The sequence below is a fragment of the Vogesella perlucida genome (genome assembly GCF_979366545.1).
In genome coordinates this window covers 225569-244153 of the sequence record NZ_CEETRO010000004.1, presented here as the reverse complement: position 1 = coordinate 244153, position 18585 = coordinate 225569, and the positions used below count along the sequence as shown (strand labels likewise).

The following is an 18585-nucleotide window of genomic DNA, read 5'->3' as shown; positions in this document are numbered from 1 at the left end:
ACAGCAGAAAGGAAGGGTGCCGGGCAGCTTGCAACTGAACCACCCACCTATACCAGCAACAAGGCCGCCACGGCAGAACGCACTTTAGCGCTGCCCTGCCCTTGCCACCTTGATACAGATCAACCCACCATAACTAACTATCTCGATAGTTACCGTTTGCATAAACGGCTCGCCAATGAGCAAACAAGGAGGCCGAAGCCTCCTTGTGCCAGACAGGGGCCTAGGCCCCGTCTATTAGCTTACTTAACGCTAACACCCACGAAGGAGTAGTCGCCGAACGGGCTGATCTTGAAGCCGTTCACTTCTTTACGCATTGGCTGGTTCACTGTCGAGTGAGCGATGGTGGACCATGGCAGATCTTTCTTGAAGATCTCCTGGGCTTTCTGGTACAGCGCAGTACGCTCTTTCAGGTCGGTGCTCTTACGTGCTTTCAGCACGGCAGCATCGAAGTCCTTGTTGCAGTAGCGCGCGTAGTTGGAGCCACCTACTGCTTCGCAGGTCAGCAGCACGCCCAGGAAGTTGTCCGGGCTGGCGTAGTCGCCGGTCCAGCCGATCAGGCCGGTGTCGTGCTCGCCGTTTTTCATGCGCTTCAGGTACTCGCCCCACTCGTAAGTGGTGATCTTGGCTTTCACGCCGATTTTGGCCCAGTCAGATTGGATCATTTCGGCCATCAACTTGGCGTTCGGGTTGTACGGGCGCTGTACCGGCATGGCCCACAGAGTGATCTCGAAGCCGTTCGGGTAGCCAGCCTTGGCCAGCAGCGCCTTGGCCTTGGCCACGTCTACCGCCGGGTTACGCAGCTTGTTGTTGTACGACCACAGCGAAGCCGGGAACGGGTTGGCCGCTTCCTGGCCTTGGCCTTGGTATACCGCATCGATGATGGCTTTGCGGTTGATGGCCATGTCCAGTGCCTGGCGTACTTCCAGTTTCTTGAACAGTGGCTTCTCGGTGTTGTACGACAGGTAGCCGATGTTGAAGCCCGGTGCAGTGGTCACTTTCAGTGCCGGGTCGGTTTTCATGCCGGCCAGGTCTTGTGGCTTCGGATACGACATGATGTGGCACTCGCCCGCTTTCAGCTTCTGGGCGCGTACCGAGGCGTCGGTGGTGATGGCGAAAATCAGGTTGTCGACTTTCACGTCGCCCTTTTTCCAGTACTGCTTGTTAGCCTTGTAACGGATCTGGGCGTCTTTCTGGTAGCGCACCAGAATGAACGGGCCAGTACCTACCGGCTGCTGGTTGATCAGGGAGGCTTTGCCTTCTTTTACCAGCTTGTCGGCGTACTCGGCCGACAGGATGGACGCAAACGGCATGGCGACTTTGGCCAGCAGGTCGGCATCCGGGTCTTTCAGGGTGAACTTGACGGTGTTGGCGTCAACTTTCTCTACCTTCACGATGTTGGCGTCCAGGCCGGTGTCGGAAGCGTACGGGAATTCAACCGGGTAGGCTTTGTTGAACGGGTGATTCTTGTCAACCATGCGGCTGAAGCTGAATACCACGTCGTCAGCGGTGAAATCACGGCTAGGGGTGAAGTAGTCGGTGGTGTGGAACTTCACGCCTTTGCGCAGTTTGAAGGTGTATTCCTTGCCATCGGCAGACACGGTCCAGGACTCGGCCAGGCCAGGGACGGTCTTGGTGGAGCCTTTTTCGAATTCAACCAGGCGGTTGAACATGGCGTGGCCAGCAGCATCGAAGGTGGAACCACCGGTGTACTGTGCCGAATCAAAGCCTTCCGGGCTGGCTTCGGAGCAGTAAATCAGGGTGCCGGCAGCGTTAGCGGCAGTGGCAGCGGCGGTCAGGCCGGCTGCAAACAGCAAATGTTTGGCAACTCGCATGGTTTCTCTATTCCCTATTTCTACTTTGATGGAAGTGATGCTTGGGCATCGCACGTCATGACAATGCAAACGCCGTGCCGGTTTATCGTTAGCCCCCGGCGTATACATTATGCAAGGCAATAAAACGCCAACAAGGCTTGCTTGTTATTTTTCACTACAAAACCAGGTGCTGGCAGCGCGCTTGTTGTGTTTTTGGCGCTTTATTGATGCAAAACACATTTATGCATGACGTGTTGTTGCACCAAGTGTAGACAAGCTGCAGCCCAGGCTGTCAGACAGTGTCCCTGTCCGATCGCGGCTGAGTATTTCACAGCACGGATATCACATCCACTGAGGAAAATTGATGTTCTATGTGATTTTGTTATAGCCTAGGTATCTATCGCCATCTGCGGCCAACCTTGACCCACCCAAACAAAAATGATTCGTTTTCGACAGATAGAGGCATTTCGTTGCCTGATGAGCTGCGGCACCACAGTAGCGGCCGCGCGGCGCATGCACATTACCCAGCCCGCCATCAGCCGGCTGATCGCCGACCTGGAAGACGACCTGGGCTTTCGGCTGTTCAACCGTGCCAAAGGCCGGCTGGAGCCCACCACGGCGGGTATCCGCTTTCAGCGGGCGGTAGAAGAAAACTTTCTGGGGCTGGAGCGCCTGCGGCAAGCCGCAGAAACCATCCGCGCCGAGGAAAACGAAGGCCTGGCCATCGCCTGCATGCCGGTGCTGTCTACCAGCCTGCTACCGCAAATCCTGAACGAATTTTTCAAGCTGCGGCCCGATGTACCGGTACGCATCGACACGGTCGGCAATGCCGAAGTAACGGTCAAACTGCAAGACCTGAAAGTGGACGTGGCGATTAGTCTGGCGTTTCCCGCCATTGCCGGCATCGAGGTAGAGCCGCTGCTGGAAGCCGACGTGCTGTGCGCGCTGCCAGCTGGCCACCCACTGGCCGAGCGCGACTTCATCACCCCACAGGACCTGGCCGAAGAGACAGTGATTGGCTGGATGCCCAACTACCCGCTGAGCCAGAATCAGGAGCAAAAGTATTTTGGCCATGCCGGGGTGTCGCCACGTTACAACATTCGCACCCATACCTCACACACGCGTTACGCCATGGTGGCCAACGGCTTTGGCGTGTCCATCGTGGAGCCGTTTGCGTCCGACTTCTGGGCAACCCAGGGCGTGGTCACCCGCCCGTTCATGACACCGGCCAAACACGAATACGTGATCGCCTACCCGTCTAGCGGCAGCCGCTCGGCGATCTTGCAGGACTTCCGCCTGGCTACCCTGCGGGTGGTCAATAACCCAGAACTAGTGCCGTGGGGCCGCGCACTGACACAGGAATAGAAAAAGGCGCCCATAGGCGCCTTTTTGATACCTGCGGCCAACCATAGGCCTTAGCGTTTGCGCAGAATCACCGAGCCTACCGAGTAGCCGGCGCCGAACGACGACAGCACACCGATATCGCCGCTTTGCAGGTCGGCGTGGTGCAGGTGCAGGGCAATCACGCTACCGGCGGAGCTGGTATTGGCGTAGCTGTCCAGAATCACCGGCGCTTCGCTGCCTTCGGCATCGCGGCCCAGCACGCGGCGGGCGATCAGCTGGTTCATCGACAGGTTGGCCTGGTGCAGCCAGAAGCGCTTCACGCCCTGTGGCTCGATACCATTAGCTTGCAAATGGGCCACGATATGCTCGCCCACCATCGGGCACACTTCCTTGAATACCTTGCGGCCTTGCTGCACGAACAGCTTGTCCAGCTGGCCGATGCCGCTTTCGTCGCAGCGGTTCAGGAAGCCGAAGTTGTTGCGGATATTGTTGGAGAACACGGTAGCCAGCTTGCAGCCCAGTACCTCGAACACGTTGGCCGCGGTGGCGGTGTCGGCCGCCTCCAGTACCACGGCGGTGCAGGCATCGCCAAAGATAAAGTGGCTGTCGCGGTCGCGGAAGTTCAGGTGGGCGGAGCAGATTTCCGGGTTCAGCATCAGCACGGCGCGCGCCTGGCCGGCGGCAATGGCGTTGACGGCGGTCTGGATGCCGAAGGTAGCCGACGAGCAGGCCACGTTCATATCAAAAGCGTAACCGTTGATACCCAGTGCCTGCTGTACCTCGATGGACACTGCCGGGTAGGGGCGCTGCAGATTGGAGCAGGCCACAATCACCATATCGATGTCGGCAGCGGTCTTGCCGGCGTTGGCCAGCGCCTCGGTGGCGGCGGCCACGGCCATCTCGGCCTGCACCGACAGCGCGTCATTACTGCGCTCCGGCAAATAGGGTGCCATGCGCGCCGGGTCCAGCACGCCGCTGGCGTTCATCAGATAGCGCTGCTTGATGCCGGAGGCTTTTTCGATGAACTCGGCGCTGGATTCGGCCAATGCGGCCAACTCGCCACGGGCGATGGCATCCTGGTTGTCTGTATTGAATGCGGCAACGTAGCTGTTAAAAGCCACCACAAGCTGCTCATTGCTCACCGCATGCGGCGGGGTAAACAGGCCGGTACCGCTGATCACCACTTTATTCATGGCTGTTCCTTCTGTCTGGGCAGCACAGCTGCCCGCAATTCAAACAAGTGTTTGCGCGAATCATACACCAAGGCTACCTGGCATGCCGGTTTTCACCCGCATATCCAGCCCCGAAACGGGCAAAAAACCCTGTCAAACTAGGTAAATACAGGTAAAATCGTTGGCCTCTCAAGTGGGCATGGCCCACTGTCTGCACCCCACCGCTTTATTTGCTTTTACCCGGAACTTCCTGCTGGCAATACTTGACCAAATTACTCGGGATTGAGTTATAATCCGGTCAACCACTCAGGGAGCCCAAACACATGCGCTTAACCACCAAAGGCCGCTTTGCCGTCACTGCCATGCTGGACCTCGCCCTGCGCGAAGCCAATGGCCCCGTTACGCTGGCCGGTATCAGCGAACGCCAGGGTATCTCCCTGTCTTACCTGGAGCAGCTTTTCGGTAAACTGCGCCGCGCACAGCTGGTAGACAGTGTACGCGGCCCCGGCGGTGGCTACACCCTGGCCCGCACCATCGAAGAGATTTCTGTTGCCGATATTATTGTTGCCGTGGATGAACCCGTCGACGCCACCCAGTGCGCCGGCCGTGAAAACTGCCACGACAACCACCGCTGCATGACCCACGACCTGTGGACTGACCTGAACGTGACCATCTTCGACTACCTGTCCAAGATCAGCCTGGCCAGCCTGGTCGTAAAGCAGCGCGCCAAAGAAACCACCGTAGTACAAGATCAAAGAACCCTGCGTCGCAACAGTACCTGTAGCGAGGCTGTCGCTGGCAACCCTGTGTAAGCGACACCTGGAGAACCCGATATGAGCGAGCTGAAGCAACCGATCTACCTCGACTATTCCGCCACAACGCCGATCGACCCGCGCGTGGCCGAAGCGATGATCCCTTACCTGACCGAGCTGTTCGGCAACCCGGCCAGCCGCAGCCACAGCTACGGCTGGACTGCCGAAGAAGCCGTAGAAAACGCCCGGGCCAATGTGGCCCAGCTGGTGAACTGCGACCCGAAAGAAATCGTGTGGACCTCGGGCGCTACCGAGTCCAACAACCTGGCCATCAAAGGCGCCGCCCAGTTCTACAAGACCAAGGGCAAACACCTGATTACCCAGCGTACCGAACACAAAGCCGTACTGGACACCATGCGTGAGCTGGAGCGCCAGGGTTTTGAAGTGACCTACCTGGACGTACAGGAAAACGGCCTGATCGACCTGGCCGCATTTGAAGCTGCCATCCGCCCGGACACCATCCTGGCGTCCATCATGGCCGTGAACAACGAAATCGGCGTGATCCAGCCTATCGCCCAGCTGGGCGAGCTGTGCCGCGCCCGTGGCGTGCTGTTCCATGTGGATGCCGCCCAGGCTACCGGCAAGATCGCCATCGACCTGGCTGCGCTGAAAGTGGACCTGATGAGCTTCTCGGCCCACAAGACCTACGGCCCGAAAGGCATTGGCGCGCTGTACATCCGCCGCAAGCCGCGCGTACGTCTGGAAGCCCAGATTCACGGTGGCGGCCACGAGCGCGGTTTCCGCTCCGGCACCCTGGCGACCCACCAGATCGTGGGCATGGGCGAAGCGTTCCGCATTGCCCGTGAAGAAATGGACAGCGAAAACGCCCGCGTGGGCGCCCTGCGCGACCGTCTGTGGGCTGGCCTGCAAACCATCGAGGAAACCTACCTCAATGGCGATATGGACCAACGCGTACCGCACAACCTGAACGTGAGCTTCAACTTTGTAGAGGGCGAAAGCCTGATCATGGCGATTCGCGATCTGGCCGTATCGTCCGGCTCGGCCTGTACTTCTGCGTCGCTGGAGCCATCCTACGTACTGCGCGCGCTGGGCCGTAACGACGAGCTGGCACACAGCTCCATCCGTTTCTCCATTGGCCGTTTCACCACCGAAGCCGACATCGACTACGCCGTGAACCTGCTGCAAGGCAAAATCGGCAAGCTGCGCGAGATGTCCCCGCTGTGGGAAATGTTCAAGGACGGCATCGACCTCAACACCATCGAGTGGGCAGCCCACTAAGACCCCATTTTGACGATGCGGCCAACCTTGGCCGCACGCAGGAGACAGCATCATGGCATACAGCGACAAGGTAATGGACCACTACGAAAACCCCCGCAACGTGGGCGCTTTCGAAAAGGGTGACGACTCGGTAGGCACCGGCATGGTGGGCGCACCGGCCTGTGGCGACGTAATGAAACTGCAGATCAAGGTAGGCGAAGACGGCGTGATCGAAGACGCCAAATTCAAAACCTACGGCTGTGGCTCCGCCATTGCCTCCAGCTCGCTGATTACCGAATGGGTAAAAGGCAAGTCGCTGGACGAGGCCCTGGCCATCAAGAACACCGATATCGCCGAAGAACTGGCCCTGCCCCCGGTGAAAATCCACTGCTCCATCCTGGCCGAAGACGCCATCAAGGCCGCAGTAGCCGACTACAAGCAGAAGCACGGTAAATAACAGACGGCGGGCCCACGCCCGCCAGCAGCACAAGGCAGACGCAATCATGGCAATCACGCTCTCCGAAAGCGCAGCAAAGCACGTCAGCAACTTCATCGCCAAACGCGGCAAGGGCCTGGGCATCCGCCTGGGGGTAAAAACTTCCGGCTGTTCCGGCATGGCCTACAAGCTGGAGTTTGTCGATGTCGCCACTGATGACGACATCACCTTCCAGAGCCACGGCGTCACCGTGTTTACCGACGCCAAGAGCTTGGCCTACCTGGAAGGCACCGAGCTGGACTACACCAAGGAAGGCTTGAACGAAGGCTTCAAGTTCAACAACCCGAACGTGAAAGACGAGTGCGGCTGCGGCGAAAGCTTCAACGTCTAAGCCCCTGCTGCCACCGGCCCTGCCTGCGCGAGCGCGGGCTGGCCGGTGTTGTCGTTTCATCCTTACCCGGTTTTTGCAGAAAGCGTTCATGAGTACCGACTTCACGCAGGATCACTTTGCGCTGTTCAACCTGCCGCGCCGTTTCGCCATCGACACGGCCCAGCTGGATAGCGCCTGGCGCACCGCCGCAGCCGAAGTGCACCCCGACCGCTATGTCAGCGGCCAGGACGCCGAAAAGCGCGTGGCCCTGATGCGCGCCACCCGTGTGAACGAAGCCTACCAGACGCTGAAATCGCCGGTCGCCCGTGCCCGCTACCTGTTGCAGCTGGCTGGCGTCGACACCGCCGAAGAAACCAATACCAGCATGCCGGCCGCTTTTCTGATGGCGCAGATGGAATGGCGCGAAGCCATTGCCGACGCCCGTGCCGCGGCCAACGTTGACCAGCTGGAAGCACTGTCGCAGCAGCTGCGCGGCGACGTAAAAGGACTGGAAGCAGAGCTGGGCAGCGCGTTGGACGAGCAGGCAGACCACGCTGCGGCCGCATTGGCAGTACGCAAGCTGCGCTTTCTGGAAAAACTGGATCAGGAAATCGGCGACGCCATCGAAGCGTTGCTGTACTAAACATACCGCGCCAGCCCACGCTGGCCACTGCATAGAGTAAGCAAGCAGCCATGGCCCTATTGCAAATTGCCGAACCCGGCTTGTCCGCCGCCCCGCACCAACACCGCCTGGCGGTAGGCATCGACCTGGGTACCACCAACTCGCTGGTCGCCACCGTCAAGAGCGGCTCCGCCACGGTACTGCCCGACGAGCACGGCCGCAGCCTGCTGCCATCGGTCGTGCGCTACACCGAGCAAGGCGAAGTTGTTGTCGGCTACGCCGCGCAAGCCGAGCAAAGCCGCGACCCCAACAACACCATCGTGTCGGTAAAACGCTTCATGGGTCGCGGCCTGGCCGATATCCAGGACGTTGGCCGCAGCCCCTACCGTTTTGTGGACGCCCCCGGCATGGTGCAGCTGCTGACCCGCGCCGGCGCCAAGAGCCCGGTAGAGGTATCGGCCGACATCCTGCGCACCCTGCGCAGCCGCGCCGAAGACAGCCTGGGAGGCGAGCTGGTGGGTGCCGTGATTACCGTACCCGCCTACTTTGACGACGCCCAGCGCCAGGCCACCAAGGATGCCGCCCGCCTGGCCGGGCTGAACGTGCTGCGCCTGCTGAACGAACCCACTGCTGCAGCCATCGCCTACGGCCTGGACAACGGCGCTGAAGGCACCTACGTGGTGTACGACCTGGGCGGCGGTACCTTCGACGTATCGGTGCTGGCGCTGAGCCGTGGCGTGTTCGAGGTGCTGTCTACCAGCGGTGATTCGTCGCTGGGTGGCGACGACTTCGACCACCGCATCTATTGCTGGATTCTGGAGCAAGCCGACCTGCACGGCCTGAACGCGCACGATACCCGCCTGCTGCTGACCCGTGCCCGCGAAGCGAAAGAAGCGCTGACCGAGCACGCCGACACCCGCATTACCGCCCTGCTGTCCGACGGCCTGACCGTGGACCTGCTGCTGACCCAGGCCATCTTCCACGACATCAGCAAAACGCTGATCGACAAGACCCTGCTGCCGGTACGCAAAGCGCTGCGCGACGCCAAAATCGGCGCCGCAGACGTCAAAGGCGTGGTGATGGTAGGCGGCGCCACACGCATGCCGCACGTCCAGAAAGCCGTCGGCCAGTACTTTGGCCAGACCCCGCTGACCAACCTGGACCCGGATAAAGTGGTGGCGCTGGGCGCGGCCATCCAAGCCAATGTGCTGGCCGGCAACAAGGGCGAAGACGAATGGCTGCTGCTGGACGTGATTCCGCTGTCGCTGGGCATTGAAACCATGGGCGGTCTGACCGAAAAAATCATCCCGCGCAACAGCACCATTCCGGTAGCGCGCGCGCAGGAATTCACCACCTTCAAAGACGGCCAGACCGCCATGTCGGTACACATCCTGCAAGGCGAACGCGAGCTGGTAAGCGACTGCCGCAGCCTGGCCAAGTTTGTGCTGCGAGGCATACCGCCGATGGTGGCGGGGGCCGCCCGCATCCGCGTCACCTACCAGGTAGACGCCGACGGCCTGCTCTCGGTCACCGCCCGCGAGCAGACATCGGGCGTGGAAGCCAGTATCGAGGTAAAGCCTAGCTACGGCCTGTCCGACGACGACATCAGCCGCATGCTGACCGACTCGCTCGCCCACGTGCAGGACGACATCGCCGCGCGCAAGCTGCGCGAAGCGATTGTGGACGCCGAAGGCCTGATCGCCGCCACCACCGCGGCCCTGGCTGCCGATGGCGACCTGCTGACAGCCGACGAGCGCAGCCAGCTGGACGATGCCATCGCCGGCCTGCACAGCGCCATTGCCACGCAAACCACGCGTGAGGTGAACGCCGCGACGCAACGCCTGAGCCAGGCTACCGAAGAATTCGCCGCACGCCGTATGGACCGCAACATCCAGCAAGCCCTGAAGGGCAAACACATCGGCAACCTGTAAACCCGCTGCGGCCAACGTGCCGTAGCGGCAGCAAACACCTAAAGGAACACACCATGCCGCGTATCATCGTGCTGCCTCACGCAGACCTGTGCCCCGATGGCGCCGTTATCGACGACGTTGCCACCGGCACCACCGTGTGCGATGCCCTGCTGGCGAGCGACATCGAAATCGAACACGCCTGCGAAATGTCCTGCGCCTGCACCACCTGTCACATTGTGGTACGCGAAGGCTTCAACTCGCTGCCACCGTCCGACGAGCTGGAAGACGACATGCTGGACAAGGCCTGGGGTCTGGAGGCCCAGTCGCGCCTGTCGTGCCAGGCCATCGTGACCGATGAAGACCTGGTGGTAGAGATTCCACGCTACACCATCAACCACGCCCGCGAGCACCACTAAGGAGCCTGGCCATGAAATGGACCGACATCAACCAGATTGCCATCGAGCTGTACGATAGCCAGCCGGACACCGACCCGAAAACCGTGCGCTTTACCGACCTGCACAACTGGGTGGTAAACCTGCCAGGCTTTGACGACGACCATAGCCGTGGCGGCGAGAAGGTACTGGAAGCGATCCAGCAGGCCTGGATCGACGAGGCAGAATAAGCCCTGCTGCCACGCACCGCGCCCTGCTTCAGGCAGGGCGTTTGTCATTCTGGCCAGGAAAATGCCTGCACAAGCGCTATAAACAGCTCAGGCCTATCCGCGCCACCGCGCTTGCCTTTGGCATGTTGTGCCAAGACTGACAAAAATAGTGGTGGCCAGCGCGCCAAGTCATTAGAATGGCGCGTTTTTTTTCACATTCAGGCAAGGTTATTATGTCGACACCGTTCATTATCGGCGTCGCTGGCGGCAGCGGCAGCGGCAAAACCACGGTGACCCGCAAGGTGCTGGAAACCATCGGCACCGAGATGGCCGCGGTCATCGTGCAGGACTACTACTACCGCGACCAAAGCCACCTCACGTTTGAACAGCGCCTGAGTACCAACTACGACCACCCGCATGCCTTTGACTGGCCGCTGCTGATCGAGCACATTGACGACCTGCGCAACGGCCGCGCCATCGAGATGCCGGTGTATGACTTTTCCAACCATACCCGTGCCGACACCACCGTCACTGTGCAGCCCGCCCCGGTGATCGTGATCGAAGGCTTGTTCCCGCTGTACGACGCTGCACTGCGCGACATGATGTCGCTGAAGATTTTTGTGGATACCGACCCGGATGTACGCTTTATCCGCCGCCTGAAGCGTGATATTGCCGAACGTGGCCGCACCACCGACAACGTGATAGAACAGTACCTGAGCACCGTGCGCCCGATGCACAACCAGTTCATCGAGCCGACCAAACGCTTTGCCGACGTGATCCTGCCGCATGGCGCCAACGACCCGGCGGTGGATATCATTACCACCAAAGTCGCCAGCCTGATTCACCAGGCCGGCTAACCCCCGCCAGGTTGGCCGCATGCGGCCAACCTGGCTGATCACCCACAGGAGCACGCATGAGCACCCTGAAACCGCGCAATCCGTTTGCGCACAGCCCTTTGCTGAAAAAAGGCGGCGCCCACCAGCGCAGCCAGAGCAGCGCCCGCTTTGCCGGCAAACAACACCTGCTGGCCGAGCTGGACGACTGGTACGACAGCCAGCACGACCATACCCTAGATACACAGTGCCACCACACACAGAAAGGCACTGCCGGCAAACCGGGCTGCGGCCCGGTTTTTTTACGCCTGCCGTTTCCCGTGCGCCAGCCAATAACCCTGCACTGCCAAGGGTAGCCAGCCGGCGCGCTGCGCTTTACCATGCCGTTTTTTGCACCAACCCTGTCATGCCTACCCGTAAACACACCCTGCTTTTTGCCCTGTTCATGTCCGGCTATATGGCGTTCTTCATGTCCGGCATTCTCACTGGCATCAATACCGGCCTGGACGCTGGCTTTCCTGCGCGCTGGCTGCACGCCTGGCTGCTGGCATGGTGCTGCGCCTTCCCGCTGATGCTGATTGGCGCCCCGCGCGTACGCGCGCTGGTGAGCCGCCTGCTGGACAAATAAGCCGCTTCCGCCTGCAACACGGCACCACACACCTATCCGGCAGCCGCGGTATCCCCCCTGCGTGAGGCACCCGCGCGGCCGCGTGGGAAATAGTCACACATTCACAATTGAATATTTAGTTTCAAATCCACTAGCAATTTGCCATAAATCATTGCTTTTACTGTCATTTTTTTCACTTATGAGCGCATACAATGTACAACTGCGCTATGATGGCGCCCCCGAAACGGGGAAAGTTCCTTACCGAAAATAACAAAGACCGGAAAACCGGCACTTAACAACACCTTCATTCTTGAGGAGTCCGAATGGAAATGCTGCACAGCCTGATTAATGCAGGCAATGACCTGGTTTGGGGTCAGCTACTTATCTATATCCTGATTGGCGTAGGCCTGTTCTTTACCGTGCGTATGGGCTTTATGCAGATTCGCCTGCTGCCGCGCGGCTGGCAGGAAATGCTGGGTGGCCGCGGCCACAACAGCGAAGGCAGCGATATTTCCTCCTTCCAGGCTTTTGCTACCGGCCTGGCTAGCCGTGTGGGTACCGGCAACGTCGCCGGTGTGGCCACCGCCATTGCCTTGGGCGGCCCAGGTGCCGTGTTCTGGATGTGGATGACCGCGCTGCTGGGTATGGCCAGTGCGTTTGCCGAATCCACCCTGGCTCAGCTGTTCAAGGTAAACCACCACGACGGTACCTTCCGCGGCGGCCCGGCTTACTACATCCAGAAAGGTCTGGGCCAGCGCTGGCTGGGTATTGCTTTCTCCATCTCGCTGATTATTGCCTTTGGCCTGGTGTTCAATGCGGTACAAGCCAACTCCATCGTGGCTGCAACCGAAGGCGCGTGGGGCTGGGACAAAAACCTGGTGGCCATCGGCCTGGTGCTGATTACCGCACCGATCATTTTCGGTGGTATCCGCAAAGTGGCACAGGTTGCCGAGTGGATGGTGCCGGTGATGGCTGCGATCTACCTGGGCATGACCCTGTTTGTGATCTTCACCAACCTATCCGCCGTACCAGGCATCTTCATGCTGATCGTGAAGAGCGCCTTTGGTCTGGAACAAGCGGCGGGTGGCTTTGCCGGCTATGCCGTGAGCCAGGCCATGATGATGGGTATCAAGCGCGGCCTGTTCTCCAACGAAGCCGGCATGGGTTCTGCCCCTAACGCAGCGGCCGCGGCGACCACCGCCCACCCGGCTAGCCAGGGCATCATCCAGATGTTTGGCGTGTTTATCGACACCATCATCGTCTGCTCTTGCACTGCCTTTATCGTATTGCTGTCGGGTGCGTATGTACCGGGTGCCGAGCTGAAAGGCGTACAACTGACCCAGGCCGCGCTCAGCGCGACACTGGGCAGCTGGGGTGGCCACTTCCTGGCTGTTGCGTTGTTCCTGTTCTGCTTCAGCTCCATCATCGGTAACTATGCTTACGCCGAAGGTAACGTGGAATTCATCAAGAACAACAAGGGCGTGATGCTGGGCTTCCGCCTGTTGGTACTGTTCATGGTGGGCTTCGGTGCCATTGGCAGCTCGCCGCTGGTATGGGACATGGCCGACCTGGCCATGGGCGTGATGGCGCTGATTAACCTGTTTGCCATTGTGATGCTGTCCAAGTACGTCTTCGTGCTGCTGAAGGACTACCAGCAACAGCTGAAAGCGGGCAAAGACAAGCCGGTATTCGACGTGAAGAAATACCCGGAAATCCAGGCCAAGATCCACAAGGACGTGTGGAAGTAATATCTGCTTAGCCCCTATCGCCCTGCCCGCCTACGCCGGCAGGGCTTTTTGCTTTTCTGCGCCCCGTCTGTGCATATGGGTTGGCCGCAGGTGTAAAAAAACCGGCCTTGGCCGGTTTTTCGTACAAAGTGCTGCACCACTAAGCTGCTTCGATCACCGCTGCAATGCGGCTGGCCCAGTCATTCGCTAGCGCCAGATCATCAGCCTCTACCATCACGCGCACCACCGGCTCGGTACCAGAGGGGCGCAGCACGACGCGGCCATGCCCTGCCAGTGCCTGCTCGGCTTCTTGCAGTAGCTGCGCGCTAGCGGCTTTCCAGTCCTGGCCGTGCAGGCGCACATTGATCATCTTCTGCGGGAACGGTGTCCAGTCGGCGCAGACCTCGGCCAGCCCGGCTTTCAGCTCGTGTACTGCGGCCAACACCTGCAGCGCGGAAATAATGCCGTCGCCAGTAGAGTGCTTGTCCAGGCACAGTACATGGCCGGAAGCTTCGCCACCAACCTGCCAACCATTTTGACCCAGCATCTCCAGCACGTAGCGATCGCCTACCTTGGCGCGGCCAAACGGCACGCCCTGGCGTTGCAGTGCCAGCTCCATAGCCATATTGGTCATCACCGTACCTACTACACCACCACCAAGCTGGCCGCGCGCTGCGCGTGCTTTGGCAATGACATAGATCAGCTGGTCACCGTCGTACACATTGCCGTGGCGGTCGGCCATCATCAGGCGGTCGCCATCGCCATCCAGCGAGATACCGTAGTCGGCACCATGCGCTTGCACAGCCTGGGCGATGGCCTCGGGGTGGGTAGCCCCCACGCCGTCATTGATATTGTAGCCACTGGGCTTGTCGCCAATGGCAATGACTTCGGCGCCCAGCTCGTGGAAAACTTTGGGGGCAATGTGGTAGGTGGCACCGTGGGCACAATCCACCACCAGCTTCAGCCCTTTCAGGTCCAGCTCGTTGGGGAAGGTGCTCTTGCAGAATTCGATATAGCGCATGTCCGCGCCTTCGATGCGCTTGGCACGGCCCAGCTCGCGCGAAGGGCTGGTTTCCATCGGGGAGTCCAGCATGGCCTCGATCTGCAGCTCCAGCGCGTCGTCCAGTTTTTTGCCGCCTTTGGCAAAGAACTTGATGCCGTTATCCTGATAGGGGTTGTGCGAGGCGGAAATCATCACGCCGGCAGACAAACGCAACGCACGGGTCAGGTAGGCAATGCCCGGCGTGGGCAGCGGGCCGGTCAGCAGCACATTCACACCGGCGGCAGTAAAGCCTGCCTGCAGGGCGGCCTCCAGCATATAGCCGGAAATACGCGTGTCTTTACCGATGATCACGGTAGGGTGTTCTTCGTGAGCATGGTCTACCAGCACCTTGCCGGCGGCATAGCCCAGGCGCAATACGAAATCGGGGGTAATCGGTGCCTTGCCCACCTCACCACGTACGCCATCGGTACCAAAATACTTGCGGCCCATCTGCCTTCCTTTACATGACATTTTTATAATATTTTACCTGCACTGAGGCAGATATAACATGCATTCATCGCCATATTAGCGCACTTCGTGCAGGGCACGGAGTACCTGCAGCGCTTGCACTGTTGCTTTCACATCGTGCACGCGTATTACCCTGGCGCCTTGCTGCGCGCTGACCACGGCTGCGGCGATGCTGGCGCCCAAGCGCTGGTCTGCCTGGCTTTCGCCGGTAATGGCACCCAGCATGCTCTTGCGTGACAGGCCTACCAGCAGGGGGACGCCGGCTTGCTGTTCCAGCTGCGGCAGGGCACGCAGCAGCGCCAGATTGTGTTCTAGTGTCTTGCCAAAGCCAAAGCCCGGGTCGGCCAGCAGGCGGGCCTGATCGATACGGGCATCCAGGCACAGCTGCACACGACGCGCCAGATAGCCGCCCACCTCGTCTACCACGCTATGGTAGCTGGGCTGCTGCTGCATGGTGTCGGGGTTGCCCTGCTTGTGCATCAGACAGATGCCTACGTTGGCCGCGGCCAACAAAGGTAGCGCGCCGTCGTCTTCCAGTGCCGATACATCGTTGATCAGATCGACCAGATCTTCGGCCAGCGCAGCCTGCATCACGCTGGTACGGCGGGTATCGAGTGACAGCGGCACATTCAGCCCCACCAATTCGCGCAGCACCGGCATCACCCGCTGCAGCTCTTCTTCGGGGCTGACATACGGTGCACCCGGGCGGGTGGACTCGCCACCGATGTCCAGAATATCCGCGCCATCGGCTATCAGGGCCTGGGCGTGCGCAACAGCCTGCGCCACCGTATCGTAACGGCCACCATCCGAGAACGAGTCCGGCGTGACATTCAGGATGCCCATAACCAGGGGGCGGGACAGATCCAGGTTGAAGCGGCCACAAACAAAGCGGGACATGGTGCCATCCAGAAACAAAAGAGCCGCAGCTTAAGCTGCGGCTCGGGCAATTGACAAGAGGCTTACAGCTCTTGCGCCGGTGTGGCGCTGGCCTCTGGTGCTGGCGGTGCCGGCGGTTTGTTTTCCGGCTTGGCAAAGCCGCCACCCGGTTTGGGCGCACGCGGTGGCTTGCCGTCCATGATGTCGTTGATCTGCTCGGCGTCGATGGTTTCCCACTCCAGCAGGGCAGCGGTCATGGCTTCCACTTTGTCGCGGTTTTCGTCGAGCAGGCGGCGCGCCAGCGCGTATTGCTCGTCGATGATCCGGCGGATTTCCTGATCCACCTGCATCATGGTGGCTTCGGACAGGTTCTTGTGCGTAGTAACCGAGCGGCCCAGGAACACTTCGCCTTCGTTTTCACCGTAGACCATCGGGCCCAGCTTGTCGGACATACCGTAGCGGGTCACCATGTCGCGTGCCATTTGCGTAGCACGCTCGAAGTCGTTGCTGGCGCCAGTGGTCATCTGGTTCATGAACAGCTCTTCGGCAATACGGCCGCCGAACAGAATGGCCAGACGATCCAGCAGATAACCACGGTCGTAAGCAAAACGGTCTTGCTCTGGCAGCTGCATGGTCACACCCAGGGCACGGCCACGCGGGATGATGGTGACCTTGTGTACCGGATCGGACTTGGGCAGCAGCTTGGCCACCACGGCATGGCCGGATTCGTGATAGGCGGTATTACGCTTCTCTTCCTCGGACATCACCATGCTGCGGCGCTCGGCACCCATCATGATCTTGTCTTTGGCGGATTCGAAATCCAGCATGTCCACCAGGCGCTTGCTGCGGCGAGCGGCAAACAGCGCAGCTTCGTTCACCAGGTTAGCCAAGTCGGCACCGGAGAAACCAGGCGTACCGCGGGCAATCACCGGTGCATCCACGTCAGCGGCAATCGGCACCTTACGCATGTGCACATTCAGGATCTGTTCGCGGCCACGGATATCCGGCAACGGCACCACCACCTGGCGGTCGAAACGACCCGGGCGCTGCAGTGCAGGGTCCAGTACGTCCGGACGGTTAGTGGCAGCGATCACGATCACGGTCTGGTTGGTTTCAAAGCCATCCATTTCCACCAGCAGCTGGTTCAGTGTCTGTTCGCGCTCGTCGTTACCACCACCCAGGCCAGCGCCACGCTGGCGACCTACAGCGTCGATCTCGTCGATAAAGATGATGCACGGCGCGTTTTTCTTGGCTTGCTCGAACATGTCGCGCACGCGGGACGCGCCCACGCCGACAAACATTTCTACAAAGTCGGAACCGGAAATGCTGAAGAACGGCACCTTGGCTTCGCCGGCAATGGCCTTGGCCAGCAAGGTTTTACCGGTACCCGGGCTACCTGCCAGCAGGATGCCGCGCGGGATGCGGCCGCCCAGGCTCTGGTATTTGGTCGGGTCACGCAGGTAATCCACGATCTCCTTCACCTCTTCCTTCGCTTCGTCGCAGCCAGCTACGTCGGCAAAGGTCACGGTGTTGGTGTCCTGGTCCAGCATGCGCGCCTTGCTCTTGCCAAACGAGAACGCACCGCCTTTGCCACCGCCCTGCATCTGGCGCATGAAGAAGAACCACACGCCGATCAACAGCAGCATCGGGAACCAGCTGATGAAAATGTTCATCAGCATGGACGGCTCTTCTTCCGGCTTGGCGGAGAAGCGCACGTTGTTCTGGATCAGCACGTCTACCAGCTTGGTATCCAGCGGGGCAAACGAGCTGAAGGACGAGCCGTCGGTACGCTTGCCGCGTATCCACTGGCCACGCAGCGGGTTGCCTTCGATGGTCAGGGACTGCACCTTGCCGGTTTCAACGTCGCTGATGAATTGCGAGTATTCAAGCTGGTTTTGCGTTTCCCGGGGTTGAAACTGTTTGAATACCGTCATCAGGACAAGCCCGATGATGACCCAGATAGCGATGTTTTTGCCGATATTGTTCACAAGAGCGTGCTCCTATGTGCCCTGACTTGGAGAATGGTTTATTTGATTGTAACCCCCGCGTGGCAGGCTGTCAGCGACGGCCCTTGCCAAGCAGGTAAATTTCACTGGAGCGATCACGGGAGGCCTTGGGTTTGCGCGTTACCACTTCGGTAAACAGCTCGCGCATGGACTGCAGATAAGCCTGGAACTCGCTACCCTGAAATACCTTGACCAGAAAATGGCCACCGGGTTTCAGGTGATCACGGGCAAATTCCAGCGCCAGCTCGGTCAGGTGAAAGCTGCGGGCCTGATCGATAGCGCTCATGCCGGAGATATTGGGGGCCATGTCGGAAATTACAAGGTCCAGCTGACGCCCGCCCAGCAAGGCAACAAATTCGTCCAGCACTTCCTGCTCGCGAAAGTCACCCTGAATGAAAGACACATCGGCAATGGCATCCATGGGCAGGATATCCATGGCAAAGACTTTGCCTTTGTCACCCACGATGCGTGCTGCCACCTGCGACCAGCTACCCGGAGCAGACCCCAGATCGGCCAGCACGGTTCCCGGCACGATCAATTTATCTTTTTCATTGATCTCCAGCAGCTTGTAGGCAGCGCGGGCACGGTAGCCATCCTTCTGCGCCATATGCACATAGTGGTCGTTGACGTGCTCTTTTAACCAGGCGTTACTTGTCCTGCTGCGTGCCATGCTTCTTTCCTGATGAATGGGGTTGGGTTCTACTGGGAACTATAAATACAATTGCCGTAC

At 59.8% G+C, this 18585-nt stretch carries 19 protein-coding genes; 13 read left to right on the top strand and 6 right to left on the bottom strand.

Annotated features, from left to right (window positions below):
- Nucleotides 1-239: 239 nt before the first annotated feature.
- Nucleotides 240-1832 (bottom strand): ABC transporter substrate-binding protein, encoded by a 1593-nt coding sequence (locus tag ACZ9XP_RS07820; protein ID WP_147682606.1) that lies wholly within the window; start codon nucleotides 1830-1832, stop codon nucleotides 240-242.
- A gap of 417 nt (nucleotides 1833-2249) precedes the next feature.
- Between ACZ9XP_RS07820 and ACZ9XP_RS07815 the strand changes: the two genes are divergently transcribed.
- Complete coding sequence (locus tag ACZ9XP_RS07815; RefSeq protein WP_147682604.1) at nucleotides 2250-3176, top strand: LysR substrate-binding domain-containing protein; 927 nt, start codon at nucleotides 2250-2252, stop codon at nucleotides 3174-3176.
- A gap of 50 nt (nucleotides 3177-3226) precedes the next feature.
- On the opposite strand, the gene ACZ9XP_RS07810 is transcribed toward ACZ9XP_RS07815, so the two are convergent.
- Nucleotides 3227-4348 carry a beta-ketoacyl-ACP synthase III gene (locus ACZ9XP_RS07810; protein ID WP_147682602.1) on the bottom strand — a complete coding sequence of 374 codons (1122 nt, stop codon included), beginning with the start codon at nucleotides 4346-4348 and terminating at the stop codon, nucleotides 3227-3229.
- Between the two features lie 302 nt (nucleotides 4349-4650).
- Here ACZ9XP_RS07810 and iscR point away from each other — a divergent pair, with 302 nt between their 5' ends.
- The 12 genes from iscR to ACZ9XP_RS07750 all read left to right on the top strand — a co-directional run bounded on the left by iscR (nucleotide 4651) and on the right by ACZ9XP_RS07750 (nucleotide 13484).
- Nucleotides 4651-5139: a Fe-S cluster assembly transcriptional regulator IscR gene (iscR, locus tag ACZ9XP_RS07805; protein WP_147682600.1), complete on the top strand. Its 489-nt coding sequence runs from the start codon at nucleotides 4651-4653 to the stop codon at nucleotides 5137-5139.
- 21 nt (nucleotides 5140-5160) lie between these two features.
- The gene (locus ACZ9XP_RS07800; protein WP_147682598.1) at nucleotides 5161-6378 is read left to right on the top strand and encodes an IscS subfamily cysteine desulfurase; all 1218 of its coding nucleotides are present in this window, start codon (nucleotides 5161-5163) and stop codon (nucleotides 6376-6378) included.
- 52 nt (nucleotides 6379-6430) lie between these two features.
- The gene (gene iscU, locus ACZ9XP_RS07795) at nucleotides 6431-6814 is read left to right on the top strand and encodes a Fe-S cluster assembly scaffold IscU (RefSeq protein ID WP_017508211.1); all 384 of its coding nucleotides are present in this window, start codon (nucleotides 6431-6433) and stop codon (nucleotides 6812-6814) included.
- A 46-nt stretch (nucleotides 6815-6860) separates the two neighbouring features.
- A complete protein-coding gene (gene iscA, locus ACZ9XP_RS07790) occupies nucleotides 6861-7184 on the top strand; it encodes an iron-sulfur cluster assembly protein IscA (protein ID WP_017508212.1) in 324 nt (107 codons plus the stop codon).
- An 88-nt stretch (nucleotides 7185-7272) separates the two neighbouring features.
- A complete protein-coding gene (gene hscB / locus ACZ9XP_RS07785) occupies nucleotides 7273-7806 on the top strand; it encodes a Fe-S protein assembly co-chaperone HscB (protein WP_147682596.1) in 534 nt (177 codons plus the stop codon).
- A gap of 50 nt (nucleotides 7807-7856) precedes the next feature.
- Nucleotides 7857-9716, top strand: coding sequence for a Fe-S protein assembly chaperone HscA (gene hscA / locus ACZ9XP_RS07780; protein ID WP_147682594.1), 1860 nt, complete (start codon nucleotides 7857-7859; stop codon nucleotides 9714-9716).
- Between the two features lie 53 nt (nucleotides 9717-9769).
- Nucleotides 9770-10111, top strand: coding sequence for an ISC system 2Fe-2S type ferredoxin (gene fdx, locus ACZ9XP_RS07775; RefSeq protein ID WP_017508215.1), 342 nt, complete (start codon nucleotides 9770-9772; stop codon nucleotides 10109-10111).
- Between the two features lie 11 nt (nucleotides 10112-10122).
- A complete protein-coding gene (gene iscX / locus ACZ9XP_RS07770; protein ID WP_017508216.1) occupies nucleotides 10123-10317 on the top strand; it encodes a Fe-S cluster assembly protein IscX in 195 nt (64 codons plus the stop codon).
- Between the two features lie 212 nt (nucleotides 10318-10529).
- Nucleotides 10530-11153 carry a uridine kinase gene (gene udk, locus ACZ9XP_RS07765; RefSeq protein ID WP_147682592.1) on the top strand — a complete coding sequence of 208 codons (624 nt, stop codon included), beginning with the start codon at nucleotides 10530-10532 and terminating at the stop codon, nucleotides 11151-11153.
- 56 nt (nucleotides 11154-11209) lie between these two features.
- Nucleotides 11210-11485, top strand: coding sequence for a hypothetical protein (locus ACZ9XP_RS07760; RefSeq protein WP_465188235.1), 276 nt, complete (start codon nucleotides 11210-11212; stop codon nucleotides 11483-11485).
- Between the two features lie 50 nt (nucleotides 11486-11535).
- A complete protein-coding gene (locus ACZ9XP_RS07755) occupies nucleotides 11536-11757 on the top strand; it encodes a DUF2798 domain-containing protein (protein ID WP_465188234.1) in 222 nt (73 codons plus the stop codon).
- Between the two features lie 302 nt (nucleotides 11758-12059).
- Entirely contained in the window at nucleotides 12060-13484 is a 1425-nt protein-coding gene (locus ACZ9XP_RS07750) for an alanine/glycine:cation symporter family protein (RefSeq protein ID WP_465188233.1), read from the top strand.
- Nucleotides 13485-13623: 139 nt separating this feature from the next.
- Here the strand turns inward: ACZ9XP_RS07750 and glmM are convergent, their stop codons facing one another.
- From glmM to ACZ9XP_RS07730, 4 genes are all read right to left on the bottom strand, one after another.
- Nucleotides 13624-14955 carry a phosphoglucosamine mutase gene (glmM, locus tag ACZ9XP_RS07745; protein ID WP_147682588.1) on the bottom strand — a complete coding sequence of 444 codons (1332 nt, stop codon included), beginning with the start codon at nucleotides 14953-14955 and terminating at the stop codon, nucleotides 13624-13626.
- Nucleotides 14956-15030: 75 nt separating this feature from the next.
- Nucleotides 15031-15870 carry a dihydropteroate synthase gene (gene folP, locus ACZ9XP_RS07740; protein ID WP_147682587.1) on the bottom strand — a complete coding sequence of 280 codons (840 nt, stop codon included), beginning with the start codon at nucleotides 15868-15870 and terminating at the stop codon, nucleotides 15031-15033.
- 62 nt (nucleotides 15871-15932) lie between these two features.
- Nucleotides 15933-17837 carry an ATP-dependent zinc metalloprotease FtsH gene (gene ftsH / locus ACZ9XP_RS07735; RefSeq protein ID WP_017508223.1) on the bottom strand — a complete coding sequence of 635 codons (1905 nt, stop codon included), beginning with the start codon at nucleotides 17835-17837 and terminating at the stop codon, nucleotides 15933-15935.
- A 70-nt stretch (nucleotides 17838-17907) separates the two neighbouring features.
- On the bottom strand, nucleotides 17908-18525 hold the full coding sequence (locus tag ACZ9XP_RS07730; RefSeq protein ID WP_147682586.1) for an RlmE family RNA methyltransferase: 618 nt from the start codon (nucleotides 18523-18525) through the stop codon (nucleotides 17908-17910).
- Nucleotides 18526-18585 lie beyond the last annotated feature (60 nt).

What these genes read in the sequence shown, in the direction of transcription:
- ACZ9XP_RS07810 (WP_147682602.1), bottom strand. Translation starts at nt 4,348, where the DNA reads ATGAATAAAGTGGTGATCAGCGGTACCGGCCTGTTTACCCCGCCGCAT.
- ACZ9XP_RS07800 (WP_147682598.1), top strand. Translation starts at nt 5,161, where the DNA reads ATGAGCGAGCTGAAGCAACCGATCTACCTCGACTATTCCGCCACAACG.
- iscR (WP_147682600.1), top strand. Translation starts at nt 4,651, where the DNA reads ATGCGCTTAACCACCAAAGGCCGCTTTGCCGTCACTGCCATGCTGGAC.
- hscA (WP_147682594.1), top strand. Translation starts at nt 7,857, where the DNA reads ATGGCCCTATTGCAAATTGCCGAACCCGGCTTGTCCGCCGCCCCGCAC.
- folP (WP_147682587.1), bottom strand. Translation starts at nt 15,870, where the DNA reads ATGTCCCGCTTTGTTTGTGGCCGCTTCAACCTGGATCTGTCCCGCCCC.
- ACZ9XP_RS07755 (WP_465188234.1), top strand. Translation starts at nt 11,536, where the DNA reads ATGCCTACCCGTAAACACACCCTGCTTTTTGCCCTGTTCATGTCCGGC.
- udk (WP_147682592.1), top strand. Translation starts at nt 10,530, where the DNA reads ATGTCGACACCGTTCATTATCGGCGTCGCTGGCGGCAGCGGCAGCGGC.
- iscX (WP_017508216.1), top strand. Translation starts at nt 10,123, where the DNA reads ATGAAATGGACCGACATCAACCAGATTGCCATCGAGCTGTACGATAGC.
- iscA (WP_017508212.1), top strand. Translation starts at nt 6,861, where the DNA reads ATGGCAATCACGCTCTCCGAAAGCGCAGCAAAGCACGTCAGCAACTTC.
- glmM (WP_147682588.1), bottom strand. Translation starts at nt 14,955, where the DNA reads ATGGGCCGCAAGTATTTTGGTACCGATGGCGTACGTGGTGAGGTGGGC.
- ACZ9XP_RS07730 (WP_147682586.1), bottom strand. Translation starts at nt 18,525, where the DNA reads ATGGCACGCAGCAGGACAAGTAACGCCTGGTTAAAAGAGCACGTCAAC.
- ACZ9XP_RS07815 (WP_147682604.1), top strand. Translation starts at nt 2,250, where the DNA reads ATGATTCGTTTTCGACAGATAGAGGCATTTCGTTGCCTGATGAGCTGC.
- ACZ9XP_RS07820 (WP_147682606.1), bottom strand. Translation starts at nt 1,832, where the DNA reads ATGCGAGTTGCCAAACATTTGCTGTTTGCAGCCGGCCTGACCGCCGCT.
- ACZ9XP_RS07760 (WP_465188235.1), top strand. Translation starts at nt 11,210, where the DNA reads ATGAGCACCCTGAAACCGCGCAATCCGTTTGCGCACAGCCCTTTGCTG.
- ACZ9XP_RS07750 (WP_465188233.1), top strand. Translation starts at nt 12,060, where the DNA reads ATGGAAATGCTGCACAGCCTGATTAATGCAGGCAATGACCTGGTTTGG.
- hscB (WP_147682596.1), top strand. Translation starts at nt 7,273, where the DNA reads ATGAGTACCGACTTCACGCAGGATCACTTTGCGCTGTTCAACCTGCCG.
- fdx (WP_017508215.1), top strand. Translation starts at nt 9,770, where the DNA reads ATGCCGCGTATCATCGTGCTGCCTCACGCAGACCTGTGCCCCGATGGC.
- iscU (WP_017508211.1), top strand. Translation starts at nt 6,431, where the DNA reads ATGGCATACAGCGACAAGGTAATGGACCACTACGAAAACCCCCGCAAC.